Origin of the sequence: Micromonospora sp. NPDC047740, from assembly GCF_043204735.1 — a bacterium.
Classification (GTDB): Bacteria; Actinomycetota; Actinomycetes; order Mycobacteriales; family Micromonosporaceae; genus Micromonospora.
The window spans coordinates 295,710-316,391 of record NZ_JBIDCT010000002.1 but is presented as its reverse complement, the minus strand read 5'-3'; the positions used below and the strand labels follow the sequence as shown (position 1 = coordinate 316,391).

The following is a 20,682-nucleotide window of genomic DNA, read 5'->3' as shown; positions in this document are numbered from 1 at the left end:
GCCGGACGCGCTGCCGGCTGGCGGCACCGCGGGGCACCGGGGTCGGCCTCAGCGGTCGAACGACGTGACCAGTGCCTTGCCGACTTCGCTCACGCCACGGAGCGCCACCACCGCCAGCGCCAGGCCCGGTATCCGGGGCCGCGTGTAGGTGGTGATGAGCCGGTGCCACACCGAGAGGCCGGCGAGCCGCTTGCGGCTGATGTTGTCGCCGTGCCGGTGGAAACGCACGACCGGGTACGCGAGATGTACGAGCCGCACGTCACTCGCCAGCGCCCGCAACACCAGCTCGACGTCCACCTTGATGGGCGTGTTCTCGTCATACCCGCCGAGACGAACGAGCAGTTCCCGGTCGATCGACATGCCGGAGTGCTTGAACGGCAGGCGGGGCCGGGTCAGGACGGACCAGAGCATCCGCCGCGCGGAAGGGTAGGCGGGCAACCGGATGATCCGGCCCGCGGTGCCGACGAGTTCCTCGTAGTCGGTGTAGATCCACTGCGCACCCGTCCGGCTGAGGAACTCGTGAATCCGGTGCAGACCATCCGGCGCGAGTTCGTCGTCGGAGTCGAGGACGGTGATGTAGCGACCCCGGGCAACCTTCAGCGCGGTGTTGCGGGCGGCGCTGATGCCCGACGGGGGCTGCCGCACCAGCCGGATGCGGTCGTCGGCGAGAAGGCCCGCCTCCGCCAGCCCTTCCTGGACCGGCACGGCGGAGCCGTCGTCGACGATGACCACCTCGAAGTCGTCAAACCCGTTGTCGAGGATGCTGCGCACCGACTTCACCAGCAGAGCCGGTCGGTTGCGCACCGCGATGCAGACCGAGATGCTCGGTGGAGCGGGATTTGCCGGGCTGGCGGCGTCGGCGGCGATCGGCGCCGGAATGCCCGGAGGTCGGGGCCCGTACGACGGAGCAGGCTCCAGGATCTTGTTGGGCGGCTCCGTCGGGATAGTGGGCGGGGACGCCATCATGGACGCTCGGCACCCACCGCGACCGGGCCCAGCACCCCCTTGGCGCCCCGGGACAGCGCCTCGTCTAGTGCCTTCATACTCTCCGCCACCCCCGTGTGCGTTTGTCGTCTCGACGTGATCCAACCCGGTGATCGGTGGTCACACCGATGTGCCGCCCGGCCAGCCAACTGCAATCGTGCGACATCACGGAGTTTAAGCAGCGGAAGGCTGATCCGAATACCATCCGAAAGGGCCGTTCTACGTGCGTGTCTGGCCACTGCCGTCCCGGGGGGCGGCGCCGCCACTGCGCCGGATCTGCCGGGCGAAAGCCAGGATCTCGTCAGCGGTGAGGAACTCCGTGTCCAGGTCCCCGACGTCCGGCGCGCCGCCGTCGGCACCCCGCTGGGCGCGGATCCGCCGGGCGAGCGCGAGGATTTCGTCGGTATCCAGGATCCGGGTGTCGATTTCTCGGACATCCGACGGGTCGCGAACGACCGGCAACATCGCGGTGGGCGCGTTGTAGAGCGAGGCCTGTTCCTCCCGCGACCGGCGGCACGTCCACCACGCGAGGCCGAGAACGGTCCACAGCAGGGCCGGGAAAATGGGATCCTCGAAGGCTGGCGAGCGGAACGCCACGAGCCCGGCGAAGAGCATCGCTCCGATGCCCCACAGCAGGGCCGCCGCCGGCGGCGACTGCCGCGAGCCCCGCCGGCCCCCTCGCGTCGCGCGCACGAGTGGCTGCACGATGAAGAAGAGCCAGACGAGGAACGCGATCAGCCCGAAGGCACCGGCCTCCATGACCAGGTGCAGCCAGAACGATTCGATCTGGACCGACTGCGCGCCGTACCCGTCGAAGCCGTCCGGCCCGAACTTCGGGTTCTTGTGCCAGTCGGGATCGTTCTTCTCGGCGACGACCCCGCCGAACTGGCCGATACCGAAGCCGAGCAGCGGCTGCCGGGGCAGGATGTCGGCGGCCGGCTCAAGGTGGCGCACCTGGATCTCGCGCACAGTGGTGGGCGATGAGGCCGAGGACGGCGTGCCGGCGGCGACCGCGGGAGCGCCGGTTTTCGACGGGAGCGGGGACGCCGCGGACGGCCGGGAGGCGGGTGCCGGGGAGACCGCGGGATCGGGTGACGTCGGTGTGGTCGGCCGCTCTTCGCTGCCAGCCGGCTGTTGGTGGCCCGTGAAGGGGTTGCCCATGTGCCGCGCCCACTCGTCGGGCCGGAGCGCGACCTGCACCACGGTGCAGAGCACTACGACGAGGCAGACGGCGAGCACCCGGCGGGCGCTGACCCGCACCAGGACGGCGATCAGCACCCCGGCCACCAGGACGCCGAGCAGCGAGGCCACGGACTGGGTGGCCGACAGGGCCAGGGCGATCATCGCGGCCACCGCCCACCAGGCGCGGCGGACCCGCTGCTGCACCGCTGCCCAGGCCATGAAGCCCAGCATGGTGAGGCCGAGCAGATGCGCGAGGTGGTCCGGGTGCGATTGCAGGCCCTGGGCCTGGCTCTGGTCGGCCCAGGTGAGATCCACCCACCCCAACGCGCGGTAGGCCGGCGGGCCGACCACCGTCTGCACCAGCGCAAGGAACACGTTCAACCCGACCACTGCGGCCACCACCAGCAGCAGTCTGCGGAGCACGGCGGGTCGTAGGTCGGCCGCCCGCAGGGCGTAGAAGACCAGAACGCCCCGGAAGTAGACGAAGAGTGCCTCGCTCATCAGGCTCGGCGAGGAGTCGTTGACCAGCCCGGCGAGGACCATGACCAGGCCGAGCACGAGCAGCGCCAGGTCGGCGGCGGTCCGGAACCGGTCCCACAGCCGGTCAACCACCACCTTGACCACGCTGAGCGCGGCCAGCCCCAGGTAGAGCAAGGTCTGGAGCTGATCGGGCCATCGAGGCGCGCTGTCGAGGGCGCGGGCCTCGTCGTCGGTGGGCCCGCTCAGGACCTCGGCCCATGTCTCGAAGAGCACGTGCACCAGCAGGATCCCGACGACCAGCACGATCGCGGTGGAGAGCAGGTGCGACAGCGGTCGCGGCGACTCGACGGGACGACGGCGGCCGGTCGACGAGGTGGCGGTGCTCACGCACGCCGCCGGAGCAGCGCCGCGACGAGCAGCACGAGCACGACCAGCAGCGCGGTCCCGGCACCGGCGAGCAGCCACCGAGCCCAAGCCGGCACGCCGGCCGGGTCCCCCTCCAACTGCTGCCGGATGGCAGCGTTCTGCCGGTACCCGTCGGCCAGTCTGTTGTCCGGCGACTGTTGGACGACCCTGGCGAGGTCGTCAGCCGCAGCGCCGAAGCGGCCGGTGAAGTAGGCGTCGAGAGCAGTACGGTAGAGCCGGTCCGGCTCTCCGAGGGCGGGTCGCACGCCGCCCTCGGTCAGCAACCCGTCGAACGCCGATGCCGGCAGCACCAACCGGTTCGCCCGATCGGGGCTGGCCAGATCCTGGTCGATCATGCCCACGACGCGTCCGGACGGGTCGATTGCCACACCCCCCTGCGAGGTGGCGCCGAGGTCGTCACCCATCCGCTGCATCGTCAGGGCGCCTCGCCGGCTGGTGCCGGCGACCTTCACCACCTTGGCCTGCGGACGGTACGTGGCAGCGCGGAGGTCGGTGTCGCTGGTGGCGAAGGCGACCACCAGCAGCGTCCCGCTCTCCGTCGCGGCCGCCGTCGGCACGAGTTCCACCGTCGGCAGACTGCCCTTGGCGAGTTTGACAAGCGCGAGGTTGCCGCTGTCGACGGCCTGTCCCTTGACCACTTGGACGGGAACGGCCGGTTCAGCCTTGGTGTTTCCCTTGGCCTCGTTCAGCTGGGCGTAGATCCTGGCGCTGGCCGCGGTGCCCGGCCCGGTGCCGGTGAAAACAGTCTTCTCCAGGTTGGTGGTGATGAAGCTGGCCATCTGCCCCGCGGCGAGCTTGCCCTCGCGGACCATCGTCCTCGCCAGGGCGTCGAGCGCGCTTCGCCGCACGGTCTCCTCCCCAGGCTGCACACACGAACTGCTGGTGAGGGCGTGGCCGTCCGCGTTCACCACGAAACCGGTGCAGCGGCGGTTGACGAACAGCGGAGTGGCGCTCAGCGGCGCGTTGGTGTCCCGATCGCGCAGGAGGCCGGTGAAGATCGCCTCGATGAAGACCAGCGACGGCCCGGCGACGGCGAGCGCCCGCTCCTGCGGGCTGGACGGCGGGAACTGCGCCCACGGACGCAATCCGGGTTCGGCCGGGGACTCGGCCGGAAAGTTCTCGACCAACGCCGGGGCCGTCCGGTCCTCACCACCGGAGATCCCGACCCCGACCCCACCGACCGCCGCGACCATCGCGAGCAGCAGGGCAGCGACCGCGAGCCAGGTAACGGCGCCGCGTCGAGCCGCCGCGGCGGTCGAAGGCTGGATGCGGGGCGGCGACACGGCGAACGGATCGGCCGGCGCCGGGTGGGCGGGGGCCGGTCCGGGCGGGGCGGGCGAAGTCGGCACGGCCTGCGGTTCGGGCTGCGGCTGCTGCGGAACGGTGGCGTGCATCGCCCACGGCAGCTGCGGCGGGCCGGAGACCGGGGCGGGAGCGCCGGACACCGGGGCGCCGGACACCGGCCGCGGGGGCGTGGCGACCGTGCCGGTGGCCGGGATCAGGACGTCGGATCGCGACTCGGCGGAGTGCAACTCCATGCCGAGGGACTGGAACAGGCGCTGCGCACCCATCCCCTCCTGGGCCGGGTACGCCACCCAGGGCTGGGCCGCTGCGAGGTCCGCTTTGACGTACCGCTGACCGCCCGGCGCCTGCGCCATGGCGTTCGCCGCGTTGGCGAAGGCCTCCCGCCAGGGCTGATCGGTCGCCGCCGCGCCCTCGAGCAGGGCCAACGTCACCAGCCGATCCTGCCCGTCGACGGCCCACCACGCCGTGCCGACCTGACAGACGCCCAGCGCCTCGGTGAACCTGTACGGCCCGACCGACTGCATTGCCCACTCCTCTGTTCACCCCGCCGTGCGGATAGTACAGAGAAGCCGCCGACCATTCCGTCCGCCGGTCACCCGTTCGACAGCAGGCCAACGCGGCGCGACTGCCACACTGCGCCAGAGAGTGGCCGGAGCGTGACAATGCGCTCAGGAAGGAGGCTTCGGTCCTCCATGGACACCCGGGTCAGGCAGGTCGGAGACAGCCGTGGGGTGGGACCGCCGTTGCTTCTGAAAGTTTTTATGCATAGAGTCGCGCCATGAATGAAAGCGGTGCGGCACCCACCGACCGCCTGCTCGACCTGTTCCACGGCGTACGGCTCACCCCCACCCAGCGCCGGATCGCGCACTGCCTGGTGCAGCACGCGGGCGCGGCGGCGTACCTGTCCGCGGCGGAGGTCGCCGAGCTGGCCGGGGTCAGCCAGCCGTCGGTGACCCGGTTCGCCATGGCGCTCGGGCACGACGGCTACCCCGCGCTGCGCCGCCGGCTGCGGGAGCTGACCACCGGCGCCGCCGACCCGGCCGACGCCGGCAACGCCCTCCAGCGGGCGGTCCGCGCCGAGCTGGGCAACCTCGACCGGCTCGCCACCCAGCTCGCCGACGCCGGCCGGATCGCCGAAGTGGGGAAGCTGCTCGCGGCCAGCCGGCCGCTGCCGGTGCTCGGGCTGCGTGCCGCCGCGCCGCTGGCCGCGTACTTCGCGTACTTCGCCGCGAAGGTGCACCCGGACGTGCGGGTCCTCGACGACGGTGGCAGCCTCCTCGCCGACCGGCTCGAACAGGCCGCCGCCGCCGGGGCGACCGCGCTGCTCGCGTTCGTGCTGCCCCGCTACCCCCGGGAGACCCTGGACGCGCTGCGCGAGGCCCGGGACGCCGGGCTGACCGTCGTCGCGATCACCGACTCCCCGGTGAGTCCGGCCACCGACCACGCCGAGGTGGTGCTCCCCGCCGCCGTCGGCACCGACCTGGTCTTCGACCTGCACACCGCGCCGATGACCCTGGCCATGGTGGTGCTCCAGGCGATCTGCGACGCCGCCCCGGCCGAGACCCAGGCCCGACTCGAGGCGTTCGAGTCGTCCGCCGCCCGCCGTCAGTTGTTCCTCGGCTGAGAGGAGTAGGAAATGCACCAGCCCGTCCGCGCCGCCCGCGGCACCGCACGCACCGCGAAGGGGTGGCCGCAGGAGGCCGCGCTGCGGATGCTGATGAACAACCTCGACCCGGACGTGGCCGAGCGCCCCGAGGACCTGGTGGTCTACGGCGGCACCGGCAAGGCCGCGCGGGACTGGCCGTCGTACCACGCCTTGGTCCGGACGCTCACCGAGCTGCGCGACGACGAGACGATGCTGGTGCAGTCCGGCCGTCCGGTCGGCGTCATGCGCACCCACGAGTGGGCGCCCCGGGTGCTGCTGGCCAACTCGAACCTGGTCGGCGACTGGGCCACCTGGCCGGAGTTCCGCCGGCTGGAGCAGCTCGGCCTGACCATGTACGGGCAGATGACCGCCGGCTCCTGGATCTACATCGGCACCCAGGGCATCCTCCAGGGCACCTACGAGACGTTCGCCGCCGTCGCGGCCAAGCGCTTCGGCGGTACCCTGGCCGGCACGCTGACGCTGACCGGCGGCTGCGGCGGGATGGGCGGCGCGCAGCCCCTCGCGGTCACCATGAACGGCGGCGTCTGCCTGATCGTGGACGTGGACCGTAGCCGGCTGGAGCGCCGGGCGCACGACCGCTACCTGGACGAGATCGCCGACTCGCTGGACGACGCGGTCGAGCGGGTGCTCGCCGCGAAGCGGGACCGCCGGGCACTCAGCGTCGGTGTGGTGGGCAACGCTGCCACCGTCTTCCCGGAGCTGCTGCGCCGGGGCGTCGCCATCGACATCGTCACCGACCAGACCAGCGCGCACGACCCGCTGTCGTACCTGCCGGAGGGGGTGGAGCTGGCCGACGCCCGCGACTACGCGAAGGCGAAGCCGGCCGAGTTCACCGACCGGGCCCGGGCGTCGATGGCGAAGCACGTCGAGGCGATGGTGGGCTTCCTCGACGCGGGTGCGGAGGTCTTCGACTACGGCAACTCGATCCGTGGCGAGGCGAAGCTCGGCGGCTACGAGCGGGCGTTCGACTTCCCCGGCTTCGTGCCGGCGTACATCCGGCCGCTGTTCTGCGAGGGCAAGGGCCCGTTCCGCTGGGCGGCGCTCTCCGGCGACCCGGCCGACATCGCGGCCACCGACCGGGCCATCCTCGACCTGTTCCCGGAGAACGAGTCCCTCGCCCGGTGGATCCGGATGGCCGGCGAGCGGGTCGCCTTCCAGGGCCTGCCGGCACGGATCTGCTGGCTCGGCTACGGCGAGCGGGACAAGGCCGGGGTGCGGTTCAACGAGATGGTCGCCGCCCGCGAGCTGAGCGCGCCGGTGGTGATCGGCCGGGACCACCTGGACTGCGGCAGCGTCGCGAGCCCCTACCGGGAGACCGAGGCGATGGCCGACGGGTCCGACGCGATCGCCGACTGGCCGCTGCTCAACGCGCTGGTCAACACGGCCAGCGGGGCGTCCTGGGTGTCGATCCACCACGGCGGCGGGGTGGGCATCGGCCGGTCCATCCACGCCGGCCAGGTCTGCGTCGCCGACGGCAGCGCGCTGGCCGGGCAGAAGATCGAACGGGTGCTCACCAACGACCCGGCCATGGGCGTCATCCGGCACGTCGACGCCGGCTACGACGACGCCCGCGAGGTCGCCGTCCGCACCGGCGTCCGGGTGCCGATGGCGGAGGGAACGGCGTGAGCGCGAGGAGTGCAGCGCAGCGGAGCCCCGCAGTCGCGAACAACCGGGGGTACGGCGTGAGCGCGAGGAGTGCAGCGCAGCGGAGCCCCGCAGCCGCGAACAACCGGGGTGCGGCGTGACGGACCTGGTGGCCCGGTTCCGGAAGCTGTGGGACGAGCTGGCCCCGGTCGGGCGCGACGCGGGCAGCGGCGGCTACCTGCGGTACGCGCTGACCGAGCCGGAGCTGCGGCTGCGGGCGTGGTTCCGCGAGCAGGCCGAGCAGCGGGGCATGCCCGTGCAGGAGGACGGCAACGGCAACCTCTTCGCCTGGTGGGGTGACCCGGTGGCGGGCGGGGCGGTGCTCACCGGCAGCCACTTCGACTCGGTGCCGCACGGCGGCGCGTACGACGGGCCGCTCGGCATCGTCAGCGCGTTCCTCGCCGTGGACGAGCTGCGGGCGGCCGGCGTCGCCCCGGTCCGCCCGGTGGCGGTGGCCGCGTTCGTGGAGGAGGAGGGGGGCCGGTTCGGCGTACCCTGCCTGGGGTCGCGGCTGCTCACCGGCGAGATCGCGGTGGACCGCGCGGCCGGGCTGCGCGACACCGACGGGGTGAGCTTCGCCGAGGCGCTGGGCGACCGGCCGGCGGGCGCCGACCCGGCACTGCTCGGCCAGTTCGCGGCCTTCGTGGAGCTACACGTCGAGCAGGGCCGCGCGCTGGTCGACCAGGCCGCGCCGGTCGCCGTGGCCAGCGCCATCTGGCCGCACGGCCGCTGGCGCTTCGACTTCCACGGCGAGGGAAACCACGCGGGTACGACCCGGATGGCCGACCGCCGCGACCCGATGCTCACCTACGCGTTCACCGTGCTGGCGGCGAACAAGGAGGCCCGGCTGCGCGACGCGCACGCCACGGTCGGCCGGGTGGCCGTCGAGCCGAACGCCACCAACGCGATCCCGTCCCGGGTGACCGGTTGGCTGGACGCCCGGGCGGCCGAGCCGGAGACGCTGCACGGCCTCGTCGCGGCGGTGCGGGACAAGGCCGCCGAGCGGGCGCGGCGGGACGGCACCGAGCTGACCTGCACCGAGGAGTCGGCGACCCCGCTGGTGGCGTTCGACGGCGGGTTGGCCGACCGGCTGGCCCGGCTGCTCGACGCGCCGGTGCTGCCCACCGGGGCGGGGCACGACGCGGGAGTGCTCGCCGCGCACCTGCCCACCGCGATGCTCTTCGTCCGCAACCCGACCGGGGTGTCACACTCCCCCGCCGAGTCCGCCACCGACGCCGACTGCGCCGCCGGGGTGACCGCCCTGGCCCGGGTGCTGGAGGAGCTGGCATGCCGCTGACCCGCTGGCTGGCCGAGTACGCCTGGCTGCCCGACCACGCCGAACCCACGCCCGACGTGCTGATCGAGGCCGAGGGCGGCCGGATCACCGCGGTCACCCCGCTGGTCGGCGGCGGCACGCCGACCGCCGGGGTGAAGGTGCTGCACGACGCGGTACGGCTGCCCGGGCTCACCCTGCCCGGCCTGGCCAACGCCCACTCGCACGCGTTCCACCGGGCACTGCGCGGGCGTACCCACCGCGGGCGGGGCGACTTCTGGAGCTGGCGGGAGGTCATGTACGACGTGGCCGCCCGGCTCGACCCGGAGTCCTACCTGGCCCTGGCCCGGGCCGCGTACGCGGAGATGGCGCTCGCCGGGATCACCTGCGTCGGCGAGTTCCACTACCTGCACCACGCGCCGGACGGGACGGCGTACGACGACCCGAACGCGATGTCGGCGGCGCTGGTCGAGGCGGCCGCGCATGCGGGCATCCGGATCACCCTGCTGGACACCGCGTACCTGACCGCGGGGGTGGACGGCGCGCCGCTGGCCGGGCCGCAGCGGCGGTTCGGCGATGGGGACGCGCTGCGCTGGGCGGAGCGGGTCAGCGGGTTCACCCCGGGCAACGACCACGCCCGCGTCGGTGCGGCGATCCACTCGGTGCGCGCGGTGCCGGCGGAGCAGCTCGCCACGGTGGCCGGCTGGGCGGACCGCCAGGGCCGGCCGCTGCACGTGCACCTGTCCGAACAGCCGGCCGAGAACGACGCCTGCCGGGCCGTGCACGGCTGCACGCCGACCCGGCTGCTGGCCGACCACGGGGTGCTCGGCCGGCACACCACCGCCGTGCACGCCACCCACCCGACCAGCGCCGACATCACGTTGCTCGCGGAGAGCCGGACCGGGATCTGCCTCTGCCCCACCACGGAGCGGGACCTCGCCGACGGGATCGGGCCGGCCCGGCGGATGGCCGAGGCGGGCAGCCCGCTCAGCCTCGGCAGCGACAGCCACGCCGTGGTCGACCTGTTCGAGGAGGCCCGCGCCGTGGAGCTGGACGAGCGGCTGCGGACCCGCAGACGGGGGCACTTCACCGCCGCCGAGCTGCTCACCGCCGCCACCGTCGGCGGGCACGCCGCGCTGGGCTGGGGTGACGCCGGCCGGCTGTCGGTCGGCGACCGGGCCGACCTGGTCACCGTACGGCTGGACAGCGCCCGGACCGCCGGGGTGCCGCCGGTCGGGGCGTTCTTCGCGGCCACCGCGGCGGACGTCACGCACGTGGTGGTCGACGGGCGGACGGTGGTCGCCGACGGCCGGCACCGCACCGTCGACGTGCCCACCGAGCTGCGCGCCGCCATCGAGGAGGTGACCTCATGACCGGCTTCCGGGAGCGGCCGGTGCGACCGGGCGACCGGCTGCGGCCGGCGGTGCGGAACTCGGGCAGCCTGCTGGTGGACAACATCGGGGAGTTGGTCACCAACTGCTTCGGGGCGGGCGAGGGCGGCCCGCTGGGCATCCGGCGCAACGCCGCCCTGCTGGTCGAGGACGGCGTGGTGGCCTGGGTCGGGTCGGCCCGCGACACCCCGGCCGCCGACCGGCGGATCGACGCCGAGGGAGCGGCGGTGCTGCCCGGCTTCGTGGACAGCCACGCCCACCTGGTCTTCGCCGGGGACCGGGCCGTCGAGTTCGCCGCCCGGATGGCCGGCGAGCCGTACACCGGGGGTGGCATCCGCACCACCGTCGGCGCCACCCGCGCCGCCCCCGACGACGAGCTGCGGGCCACCGTGCAGCGGCTGCGCACCGAGGCGATGCGGCAGGGCACCACCACCATCGAGATCAAGAGCGGGTACGGGCTCACCGTTGCCGACGAGGCCCGCTCGCTGCGGATCGCCGCCGAGTTCAGCGAGGACACCACGTTCCTCGGCGCGCACGTGGTCCCCGCCGAGTACGCCGACCGCCCCGACGACTACGTGGGCATGGTGTGCGGGCCGATGCTGGCCGCCGCCGCCCCGTACGCCCGCTGGATCGACGTGTTCTGCGAGCGGGGCGCCTTCGACGTGGACCACGCCCGGGCGATCCTCGCCTGCGGGCAGGCGGTCGGGCTGGGGGTGCGGGTGCACGCCAACCAGCTCGGCCCCGGTCCGGGCGTGCAGCTCGGGGTGGAACTCGGCGCGGCCAGCGTGGACCACTGCACCCACCTGTCCGACGCCGACGTCGAGGCGCTCGCCGCGCAGCGGGTCGACTGCATGTGCGCCGAGGGCGGGCACACCGCCACCGTCGCCACCCTGCTGCCCGGCGCGGAGTTCTCCACCCGGTCGCCGTATCCGGACGCCCGGCGGCTGCTCGACGCGGGGGTGACCGTGGCGCTGGCGACCGACTGCAACCCCGGGTCGTCGTACACGTCGTCGATGCCGTTCTGCATCGCCCTCGCCGTACGCGAGATGCGGATGACCCCGGCGGAGGCGGTCTGGGCCGCGACCGCCGGCGGGGCGGCGGCGCTGCGCCGCACCGACGTCGGGCGGCTGACCCGGGGCGCTCGGGCCGACCTGATGATCCTCGACGCCCCCTCCCACCTGCACCTGGCCTACCGGCCTGGTGTCCCCTTGATCCGCCAGGTTCTGCACGATGGAGTGCCGCAATGTCGACCGTAAGCATTCAGCCCACCGGGGTCTACCCCGCCGACGTGCTCGCCGTGGCCCGCGGCACCGCCAAGGTCGTGCTCGACCCGGCCACCGTGGACGCGATGGCGGCCAGCCGGTCCATCGTGGACGGCATCGAGGCGGCCGGCCGGCCCGTCTACGGCGTCTCCACCGGCTTCGGGGCGCTCGCCAACACCTTCGTGGCGCCCGAGCGGCGGGCCGAGCTGCAGCACGCGCTGATCCGCTCGCACGCCGCCGGGGTGGGCGCGCCGATGCCCCGCGAGGTGGTCCGGGCGATGATGCTGCTGCGGGTACGCTCGCTCGCCCTCGGCCGCTCCGGGGTCCGGCCGCTGGTCGCCGAGGCCCTGGTGGACCTGCTCAACCACGAGGTCACCCCGTGGGTGCCCGAGCACGGCTCGCTCGGCGCCTCCGGTGATCTGGCCCCGCTGGCGCACTGCGCGCTGGTGCTGCTCGGCGAGGGCTGGGTGCTCGGCCCGGCCGGGGAGCGGATCCCCGGCGGTGAGGCGCTGCGCCGGGTCGGCCTCGCCCCGATCGAGCTGGCCGCCAAGGAGGGGCTGGCGCTGATCAACGGCACCGACGGCATGCTCGGCATGCTGCTGCTGGCCATCCACGACGCCCGGCACCTGTTCACCATGGCCGACGTCACCGCCGCGCTGGCGATCGAGGCGATGCTCGGTTCGGAGCGGCCGTTCCTGCCCGAGCTGCACGCCATCCGACCGCATCCGGGCCAGGCGGAGTCGGCGGCGAACATCCATCGGCTGCTGCAGCAGTCGGCGGTGATGGACTCGCACCGGGACGACCTGGCGCACGCGGTGCAGGACGCGTACTCGATGCGGTGCGCTCCGCAGGTGGCCGGGGCAGCCCGGGACACCCTGGACTTCGTCGCGACCGTCGCCGGCCGGGAGCTGCTGTCGGTGGTGGACAACCCGGTGGTGCTGCCGGACGGGCGGGTCGAGTCGACCGGCAACTTCCACGGCGCGCCGCTCGGCTTCGCCGCCGACTACCTGGCCATCGGCGCGGCCGAGGTGGGCGCGATCGCCGAACGCCGGGTGGACCGGCTGCTCGACGTCACCCGCTCCCGGGAGCTGCCCGCGTTCCTCTCCCCCGACGCCGGGGTCAACTCCGGGCTGATGATCGCCCAGTACACGGCGGCCGGGATCGTCGCCGAGAACCGGCGGCTGGCCGCGCCCGCGTCGGTGGACTCGCTGCCCACCAGCGGCATGCAGGAGGACCACGTCTCGATGGGCTGGGCGGCGGCCAAGAAGCTGCGGACCGTGCTGGACAACCTGACCAGCCTGCTCGCCGTGGAGCTGCTGGCCGCCGTACGCGGGCTCCAGCTCCGCGCGCCGCTGACCCCGTCGCCAGCGGGCCGGGCGGCGCTGGCCGCGCTGCGCGAGGTGGTGGGCGAGCCGGGACCGGACGTGTTCCTGGCCCCGCTCATGGAGGCCGCCCGCGAGGTGGTGCGCGGTCCCGAGCTGCGCGCGGCGATCGAGCGGGAGGTCGGCCCGCTCGGCTGACCGGATCCCGGCCGGGCGAGTCCACCCTGGAAGGATGGAGCAAAGCACCCAGGCTCGCTGGCGCCGCACCGGTGGCGCCGGCTGGTCTGGCCGGCCGTCATCGGGTGCGCCCTGGTCGCGGCGGCCGCCCGCCCGCTCACCGGGCCGGCGGCCGCCGCCGTCCTGCTGCCCGACGCCTGGCTGGTGACCCGGTGACCGCCACGGACGCAGATCATCGCCGGTTTCGTGGCGATCTGGTACGGCTGAAGATCAGCTTCTGGCGAAGGTCCGCCGGATCTCTGCCCAGGACGGGAGCTCGGCGTCCGCAACGACCTTCCGCTTCGCCTTTGCCCAGAACAGGGTGAGCAGTATCGCCTCGGACAACACCGTCGCCCAAGCGGCGCCGGCGGCGCCGAACAGCGGGATCGCGGTGGCCAGCGCGGCCAGGAAGGCGAGCGATCCCAGCCCCTGATACAGCACCTTCTGCCGCACCAGCCCGTTGCTGGTCAGCAGCGATTCGACACTGGCTGCGCCGAAGCGGAGTGGGATCGCAATCGCGAGGACGGCCATCACCGGGACGGACGCACGGTACTGCGAACCGAAGATCAGCGGAATGGCAAACCGGCCCGCGACCGCAACCACCACGCCGAGCAGCACCCCGAGACCGATCATCCCGATCGTGCCGGCCCGGTATGCGATGAGGACCGCGTTGCGGTTGGAGCGGGACCACCGGTGCAGTTTCGCCAGGAAGTACTGCTGATACACGATGCGTGGCAGGAGATAGATCGCGGTCAACAGGGTCATCGGCACCGCGAGCACCGCGGCGTCCTCCGGGCTCAGAAACTCGGCGGAGGTGACGACGCCCAGGTTCATGCCCAGCTGATAGAACAGGCTGCCGAGCAGGAACAGGCCGGTACCGGCGACGAGGTGATCCACCCGGGGTCGGCGGGTGGAAGGACGGGGTGCCGGTGGGTGGCCCTCCAGCGTCGCTCGCCCGTGCCAGAACGGCGCGATCACCAGGACGCTCATGACCACCGTGACGACAGCCACGAGAGCGTAGCCCAGCGCCACCATGAGCGCCGACAGTCCGAGGATCCCGGTCAGTAGCGCCACGAGGAGTCGACCCACCTGCGGCGCAAGTTGCAGCGCCGCGAGCTGCCCGTAGGCACCCCGCAGTTGGAGGGCCGCCCCGGAGAGCGCCATGGCGACGAGCGACAGGATGATCGGGGCGAGCGCGATGCGTAGCCCGGCGTCGGCAGGTTCATCCAGTTCGACCAGGCCCCAGCCGACCAGCGCCGCGACCAGCAGGCCGGAACTGACGGCGACCAGCACGATGGACGGCCGCACCCAACGGAACGCCCTTGGCCCTTCCCGGCCGAAGCGCTGCAACCAGAAGTCAGCGACCCCGAAGGTGGCCAGTGGCGCGGCCAGCGTCACCAGCGACATGACCGACATGAAGGCACCGAACTGCGCCTGCGGCAGGCTACGGGCGAGCAGCACCTGGGTGACGAACGCGGTCAGCGTGACGCCGGCTTGACTGACCCCGAGCATGCCCAACTGCCGGAGGCGGCGTGCCATGCCGCTTCCAGACCGGCGCGGTGTCGCCGTGCTGCTCCGCAGGTCAGTTTCGATCATCGCGAGCCACCCGGGCGTTCATTTGCGTTCACCGCTGGCCTCCGTCGCCATGGCGCCCGGCACCGTCACGCGGGGGAAGGACGCGACTATCAGCATGAGGCAGAGGAAGAACAACCACATGAAGTACGAGTAGGAGGTCGGCTTCTGGGTCAGGGCGTTGACGGCCACCAGCGCGAAAAGGACCGTCAGCATCCACCTCGCCTCGACCCCGACAAGACGTCTCGTCAGCCGCCAGAGGTTGACGAAGACCACCGCCATGAGAACGATCCCGAGGAATCCCCAGACCACGAAGACCCGCAACGGGTCCAGATGCGTGTTCCACGGTTCGTAGCCCAGTCCGATGAGCCAGATGTCCGGGGTCGCGTCCTGCCACACCTCCGCTACCCGGAACCAGATCTGCCCGCGGCCGTGCAGGAACTCGTCGTTTGCCGGGTTGAGCGAGCCGACCCGGGTGAGGACGAACAGCGCGCGGTCGAGCAGGTACGCCCCCCAGCGGATCGCCGACACGATCACCAGCGCGACGAGAACGACGGCCCCCCAGACGGCGGTACGGAACGGCAGATTGGATATCTGTCGAGTGAGCTCAGGGAGCCGGCGCATCTCGAACGCCACTATCACGAACAGCACGCAGACAATGGTTATCCGGTGGGTGCTGACGACCGAGGTGGCTACCAGCAGGGCGAGCACGGCGTAACGGGCCAGGGGGCTGAGCCGGAGCCGGTCACCGGCGGCGTAGAGAATGAACACCGCGAAGATCAAAAGGCGACCGAGCGACGCCGGATGAAAGTAGCCGCCGGATGCCCGCCCGACTCTTCCGGTCGGCTCGTTGAAGAAGTAGGTGTAGTCCACGACGCCGGCGACCTGCAGCCAGGCGATCACACAATGCACGACGGTGCCGATGACCACGAGGAGAAGGAACCAACGCAGCCGATCGAGGGAGAACCATTCCGGCTTGACGAGCATGACCGCCAACAACGCGACCGGAGCGAACCCGACCGCCAGCTGAGCAGCCGCCGTAATGATCCCACCTTCTGGCCGAATGTACGGCCCGAAGATTTCGCGTACGTGGGTCGTGGTGAAGATCTGAAGGAAGTCGTCCCGGGCCGAGACGGCCAGCAGGTCGATTACCGAGAACAGGCCGATGAGCAGCAGCGCGGCGAGTGCGGGTGTCAGACCTCTCGGCAGCCGCTTGGACATCACCGCCACGGCGACAAAGGCGCCTGCCATGAGAAGGGCACCGATCACCGTCGCCACCATGCCGGCGTCCACGGTATCCTCGGGGACCTTCGCGCCGAATACGTCGATGAATGGCTTTACGCCAATCACCGCCATGGCGAGCACGACCATGATCTGGGTGGCCGTAGACCAAGAAGAACGCCCGGCCGGGACACCATCCGAAGAACGGTGCCCGGCGGTGGCGGAGAACGCGGTGTTACCCATCAGACGCCAGCCACTTCCCATCGTCCGGATGGCCACCACATTTCGAGGCATATGTCCATCTTGCGATCTCCTCCGCGCTACATTCTCGGGCACTATACGGGAAGGACACGACCATCAGAGATCGCCTCCGTCGGCTGCGAACCAACGGCGATCACCCCGACTGGTGGCAATTTCTCCCCCTTTCACGCAAGCTGGCCGGGCGGCCAGTCAGACGGTCCGGGGCAGCCGATGGACCGACCCGGCCGGGCGCGCGGGAGCCGCGCGCCTCAAGCACTACCGCCAGAACTCGGCAGCGCCGAGGAGGGCGAGCCCGCCAGCCATCGTCACGGTGCCACCTCCGCCGGCAGAGCCGACGCCAGCTCCGCCAGTTCGGCCGCCGTTCGGGCCGTCCAGGCGGTCCGGGCCGCCGCGATCCGCGCTGCCCTGGTCGGATCCTCATCCAGCGCCTCACGGATACCAGCAGCCAGCGCCACCGACTCGTTCGGCACCAGCGTGGCGAAGCTGCCGAACAGCTCCTCGGTGGTGCTGGTCCGGGACAGGACCAGCGGTCGACCTGCGCTGAGCGCCTCGCAGGCCCCGCTCGGCTGACACCCCTCCCGGTCGGTGAGGACGACGACGGCGCGGGATCCGGCCAACGCCGCCTCGTAGTCCGGGAGGTCGAGGAAGCCCAGCGTCCGCAGGTTGGGCAGTCGCGCCGCCCGCTCGCGCAACGGCTCGGGAAGCTTGTGCAGGGGAGCGGTGGTGGCGAAGCCGACGTCCGGCAGCGCCTCGATGGCGTCGATGAGGACGTCCATCGGCTCGTCCGGCGCGGCCGTCGCGACGATGAAGACCCAGTCACGGGGCGACGCCGGGGGGATCTCCCGGAGCGGATCATGCACCACCAGCGTCCGCAGCCCCGGGAAGGCGGCGCGAGCGATCCGATCCGCCTCCCGGTTGTGGGTCAGCACCAGGCGCGCCCCGCGAAGCACCTGCTCGGTGCCGGGAACCCGCCGCCACCAGGACTGGAACTGACCGTTGTGCGCGTCGACGACGTACGGCACGCCGGCCAGGTGAGGCGCGAGCGCGGTGAAGTGGGGCTGGGTCTGAGCGATGACGTACCGCGGTCGCTCGGCCCGGATCCGGGCCAGGTCCTGCCGGGCGTGCGCGAGGTAGTCACCGGGCCGCAACAGCTTGCCCTTCGCCCGGTGCGGCCGCCACACCATCTCCGCACCGAGCGCCTCGGCGAGCACGTCCGAGCGCCGCTGATAGCGCTTCCACGAGATGAACAGGGGCGGGGTCATCGGTGATCACCATTCCTTACGGCGCCGGGTCCCAGCAGGGACGGCAGTGAGGGGTTACGACGCGAGGGCACCGGTGATCCGCTCGACCAGGTGCGGGCCCAGGGTACGCGCGTAGGTCGCGGTGATGTGGTGACTGTCCCGGTAGACGATGACGTTACCGATCACCAACGGGCACTCGGTCTCGGTGCAGAACAGGTCGGTGAGGTCGACGACGCGGACCTTGCCGTCGGTCCGCCGCGCGGCGTCCGCAAGAGCGTCGCGGGTGCCGAGCCCGGCCTTGCGGTCGACGGCGCACCGGGTCGGATCCCCGCCGTTCGCCGCGTCGTCGACGAGACAGCTCATGTCGTCCTCGCCGAGCCCCGGATTGTCCGCCACCACGACGATCCTGGTCCCCCGCTCCAGCACCGGCTGCCACGCGTCGAGGTACCCGCGGATCTGCCCGTCCGCGGTCGGTCGATCGCCGCTGGCGCTCCGCCTCCCGGTGACGATGACAAGGTCGTACTTCGGGCCGGTCCCCAGCCGCTGCGCCATGGCGTGCCGCCGCGCGTAGCACGGGTCGGCCTGGTCGGCGGCGTCCACCTTCGCCCAGATGCACCCACGGGCGACATAGGTGTCGACAGTCCAGTTGTGGGCTTCGAGGTGACCCTCGATCGCCGGGATGAGCATCGCGGCGTGCGAGTCGCCGACGAGGGCGACCTTGGTCGCGTCCGGCCGCTGGGAGCCGATGCGACACGACGAGAGGTCGGCCGCCGGCTTCTGGTCGTAGCACCGGTACGCGGAGCCGGTGTCCTTGGTGAGCGTCGACATCTCGGGGTACAGCTGCGAGCCGAGGGGGCCGTCGGCACAACGTTCAGCCGCGAGCATGGCCTCCGCCCCCAGGCAGGGTGTCCCGCCGGCCAGGAGCTGATCGAGGCGCGAGTTGTTGGCCCGGCTGCTCTGCTCGAGCAGCTGGTTGCCGACGAAGACGACGGACAAGACCATCACCATCGAGACCGCGGCGGCGCCGTACTGCGGCCAGAGTCGGCGCCCGCCGGCGAACGCGCGGAACCGTACCGGGTCTTCGACGAAGCGCTTGGTCAGCGCGGCCAGCGCCACGACACCGGCGATGGCGAGGAACTTCACCGGCCAGGTCATCTTGTCGCCGGTCGCCAGCGCGAAGATCACGATAGGCGGCCAGTGCCAGAGGTAGACGGAGTAGGACCAGTCGCCGAGCTTCTGCACCGGCGCTGACTTCATCAACCCCAGCGGCGACCACCGCAGTGCGGGAGCGCCCGCCCAGATGGCGCAGAGTGTGCCGACGACCGGCAGCGCCGCCGCGTAGCCCGGGAACGGGGTGGTGGCGGCGTCGAGGGCGAACGCCGCCACGCCGATCATGAGCAGTCCCAGCCAGGAGACGGCCGCCCGGGTACGGTCGCCGGACAACCGGCCGAACGCCGGCAGCGTCGCCAACAGCGCTCCGGCCCCGAACTCCCAGGCCCGGGTGGGCGTGACGAAGTACGCGGCGGCGCCGTTCGCCGACGTCTCGTAGACGGAGTAGGCGAAGGATGCCAGGACGATCACGGCGAGCGTGACCCGGATCGCGCCGATCGGGTTCGCCTGCCGGATCCGGCGGGCGACCATGATCGCGATCACGATCAACAGGGGCCAGACCAGATAGAACTGCTCCTCCACGGAGAGCGACCAGTAGTGCTGCACCGGTGACTGGACGTTCTCCGCGGCGAGGTAGTCCACCGCGTCGTGCGCCAGCTGCCAGTTTTCGGCATAGACGGTCGCTGCCGCGATCTCGCGGAGGATCTGCGGCCAGTAGAGCTGTGGCACCCAGATGAACACGGCTGCTGCGGTGGCGACGAGCACGAGCAGGGAAGCCGGCAGCAGACGCCGGATGCGGCGGGCCCAGAAAGCACCAAGTCGGACCGAGCCCGATTTCTGCACCTCCCGCACCAGGTGTGCGGTGATGAGGAAACCACTGATGACGAAGAAGACGTCGACACCGACGTAGCCGCCCGGAATCCGGTGCGGCCAGAAATGGAACAGCAGCACCAGCAGCACGGCGAGCGCCCGGAGCGCCTGGATCTCCGGCCGCAGCACTCCGCGGGGTGTGTCCCTGGAGACGTTCACTGATCCTCACAACGACCGTACGGGCAGGGGTTCAAGCCACTGCTGGCCGCAGCGGTATGGCGGCGGTGAGCGTATCGGGTCGCGCCTGCCAGCACTGCCCCGGACCGAACTGTCGGGCGTGCGGCCCGGATTGCCGTCCCGACCGCCCGGCCTCCCGCGAGGCACCCGGGTCAGGTGGCCAGCACCGCCACGCCGATCAGCACGGGCAGCGCCGCCACGGTCGACAGCAGGACCGAGTCCCGGGCCAGGACCGTGCCGCGCCCGTAGTGGGCCGCGTAGACGAAGACGTTCTGCGCGGTGGGCAGCGCGGCGGTGATCGTACAGGCCAGCACGAGCACGTGCGGCAGGCCCAGCGCGAACCGGGCGACCAGGTAGGCCACCACCGGTTGGGCCACCGCCTTGAGCGCCACCGCGAGCCGTACCTCCGGCCCGGTGTCGCCGGAGCCGGGCACCGGGGCGCCGTGCAGCGACAGGCCGTACGCGAGCAGGGTGGCCGGCACGGCCATCGCGGCGACCAGTTCGACGGGCCGCATGAGCGGCTCCGGCGGCATCCAGTCGGTGAGGCTGACCACCAGGCCCAGGACGCAGGCGATGGTGATCGGGTTGGCGAGCGGCTGGGTGACTGTCGCGAGCAGCGAGCGTCGCCGTGGCCCGGTCGCGTTATCCAGGACCACGAACGCCAGCGGCGCCATCACCACGAGCTGGAACATCAGCACCGGCGCCACGTAGGAGGCGTCACCCAGCACGTACACGGCGATCGGGATGCCGATGTTGGCCGCGTTGACGTACGACGAGGCGAGCGCGCCGATCGTCGTCTCGGCCACCGGCCGGCGCCACCACAGCTTCGCGATCAGCACGAACAGGGTCGCCACGGCGGTCGCGCTGACCAGCGTGACGACCAGGACGGACGAGATGACCGCGTGGATGTCGGCCCGGGCCACCGTGGTGAAGAGCAGCGCCGGGGTGGCGACGAGGAACGCCACCCGGGACAGCACGCCGCCCGCCTCCGGGCCGAGCACCCCGCCGCGCCCGAGCAGGTAGCCGACGGCGATCACGGCCACGATGACGGCGAAGCCGTTCAGCACACCCTGCACGTG

14 protein-coding genes are annotated in these 20,682 nt (G+C 72.2%); 6 read left to right on the top strand and 8 right to left on the bottom strand.

The features are described 5' to 3' along the window. Positions 1-48: 48 nt before the first annotated feature. The 3 genes from ACGF4F_RS06005 to ACGF4F_RS05995 form a co-directional block, all read right to left on the bottom strand. A complete protein-coding gene (locus ACGF4F_RS06005) occupies positions 49-966 on the bottom strand; it encodes a glycosyltransferase (RefSeq protein WP_357433997.1) in 918 nt (305 codons plus the stop codon). A 237-nt stretch (positions 967-1,203) separates the two neighbouring features. Further along, positions 1,204-3,033, bottom strand: a complete 1,830-nt coding sequence (locus tag ACGF4F_RS06000; protein ID WP_393075402.1) for an O-antigen ligase family protein — start codon at positions 3,031-3,033, stop codon at positions 1,204-1,206. After that, a complete protein-coding gene (locus ACGF4F_RS05995) occupies positions 3,030-4,901 on the bottom strand; it encodes a hypothetical protein (protein WP_393075400.1) in 1,872 nt (623 codons plus the stop codon). Before ACGF4F_RS05995 ends, ACGF4F_RS06000 begins: the two co-directional genes overlap by 4 nt. 254 nt (positions 4,902-5,155) lie before the next feature. Between ACGF4F_RS05995 and ACGF4F_RS05990 the strand changes: the two genes are divergently transcribed. From ACGF4F_RS05990 to hutH, 6 genes are all read left to right on the top strand, one after another. Further along, positions 5,156-6,001, top strand: a complete 846-nt coding sequence (locus tag ACGF4F_RS05990) for a MurR/RpiR family transcriptional regulator (protein WP_357434003.1) — start codon at positions 5,156-5,158, stop codon at positions 5,999-6,001. A gap of 12 nt (positions 6,002-6,013) precedes the next feature. Beyond that, entirely contained in the window at positions 6,014-7,669 is a 1,656-nt protein-coding gene (gene hutU / locus ACGF4F_RS05985; protein WP_393075397.1) for a urocanate hydratase, read from the top strand. 115 nt (positions 7,670-7,784) lie between these two features. After that, a complete protein-coding gene (locus ACGF4F_RS05980; protein ID WP_393075394.1) occupies positions 7,785-8,984 on the top strand; it encodes an allantoate amidohydrolase in 1,200 nt (399 codons plus the stop codon). After that, positions 8,981-10,333: a formimidoylglutamate deiminase gene (locus tag ACGF4F_RS05975; protein WP_393075619.1), complete on the top strand. Its 1,353-nt coding sequence runs from the start codon at positions 8,981-8,983 to the stop codon at positions 10,331-10,333. The genes ACGF4F_RS05980 and ACGF4F_RS05975 overlap by 4 nt, the downstream gene beginning before the upstream one ends. After that, positions 10,330-11,607, top strand: a complete 1,278-nt coding sequence (gene hutI, locus ACGF4F_RS05970) for an imidazolonepropionase (protein WP_393075392.1) — start codon at positions 10,330-10,332, stop codon at positions 11,605-11,607. The genes ACGF4F_RS05975 and hutI overlap by 4 nt, the downstream gene beginning before the upstream one ends. Continuing rightward, positions 11,595-13,133, top strand: coding sequence for a histidine ammonia-lyase (hutH, locus tag ACGF4F_RS05965; protein ID WP_393075389.1), 1,539 nt, complete (start codon positions 11,595-11,597; stop codon positions 13,131-13,133). Before hutI ends, hutH begins: the two co-directional genes overlap by 13 nt. Positions 13,134-13,382: 249 nt before the next feature. On the opposite strand, the gene ACGF4F_RS05960 is transcribed toward hutH, so the two are convergent. From ACGF4F_RS05960 to ACGF4F_RS05940, 5 genes are all read right to left on the bottom strand, one after another. Continuing rightward, positions 13,383-14,663, bottom strand: coding sequence for a lipopolysaccharide biosynthesis protein (locus tag ACGF4F_RS05960; RefSeq protein WP_393075616.1), 1,281 nt, complete (start codon positions 14,661-14,663; stop codon positions 13,383-13,385). A gap of 102 nt (positions 14,664-14,765) precedes the next feature. After that, positions 14,766-16,187 carry a hypothetical protein gene (locus ACGF4F_RS05955; RefSeq protein ID WP_393075386.1) on the bottom strand — a complete coding sequence of 474 codons (1,422 nt, stop codon included), beginning with the start codon at positions 16,185-16,187 and terminating at the stop codon, positions 14,766-14,768. A gap of 323 nt (positions 16,188-16,510) precedes the next feature. Continuing rightward, complete coding sequence (locus ACGF4F_RS05950) at positions 16,511-17,467, bottom strand: glycosyltransferase (protein WP_393075383.1); 957 nt, start codon at positions 17,465-17,467, stop codon at positions 16,511-16,513. Positions 17,468-17,521: 54 nt separating this feature from the next. Beyond that, the gene (locus tag ACGF4F_RS05945) at positions 17,522-19,585 is read right to left on the bottom strand and encodes an acyltransferase family protein (protein WP_393075380.1); all 2,064 of its coding nucleotides are present in this window, start codon (positions 19,583-19,585) and stop codon (positions 17,522-17,524) included. Positions 19,586-19,755: 170 nt separating this feature from the next. Next, positions 19,756-20,679, bottom strand: a complete 924-nt coding sequence (locus ACGF4F_RS05940) for an AEC family transporter (RefSeq protein WP_393075377.1) — start codon at positions 20,677-20,679, stop codon at positions 19,756-19,758. Positions 20,680-20,682: the final 3 nt, after the last annotated feature.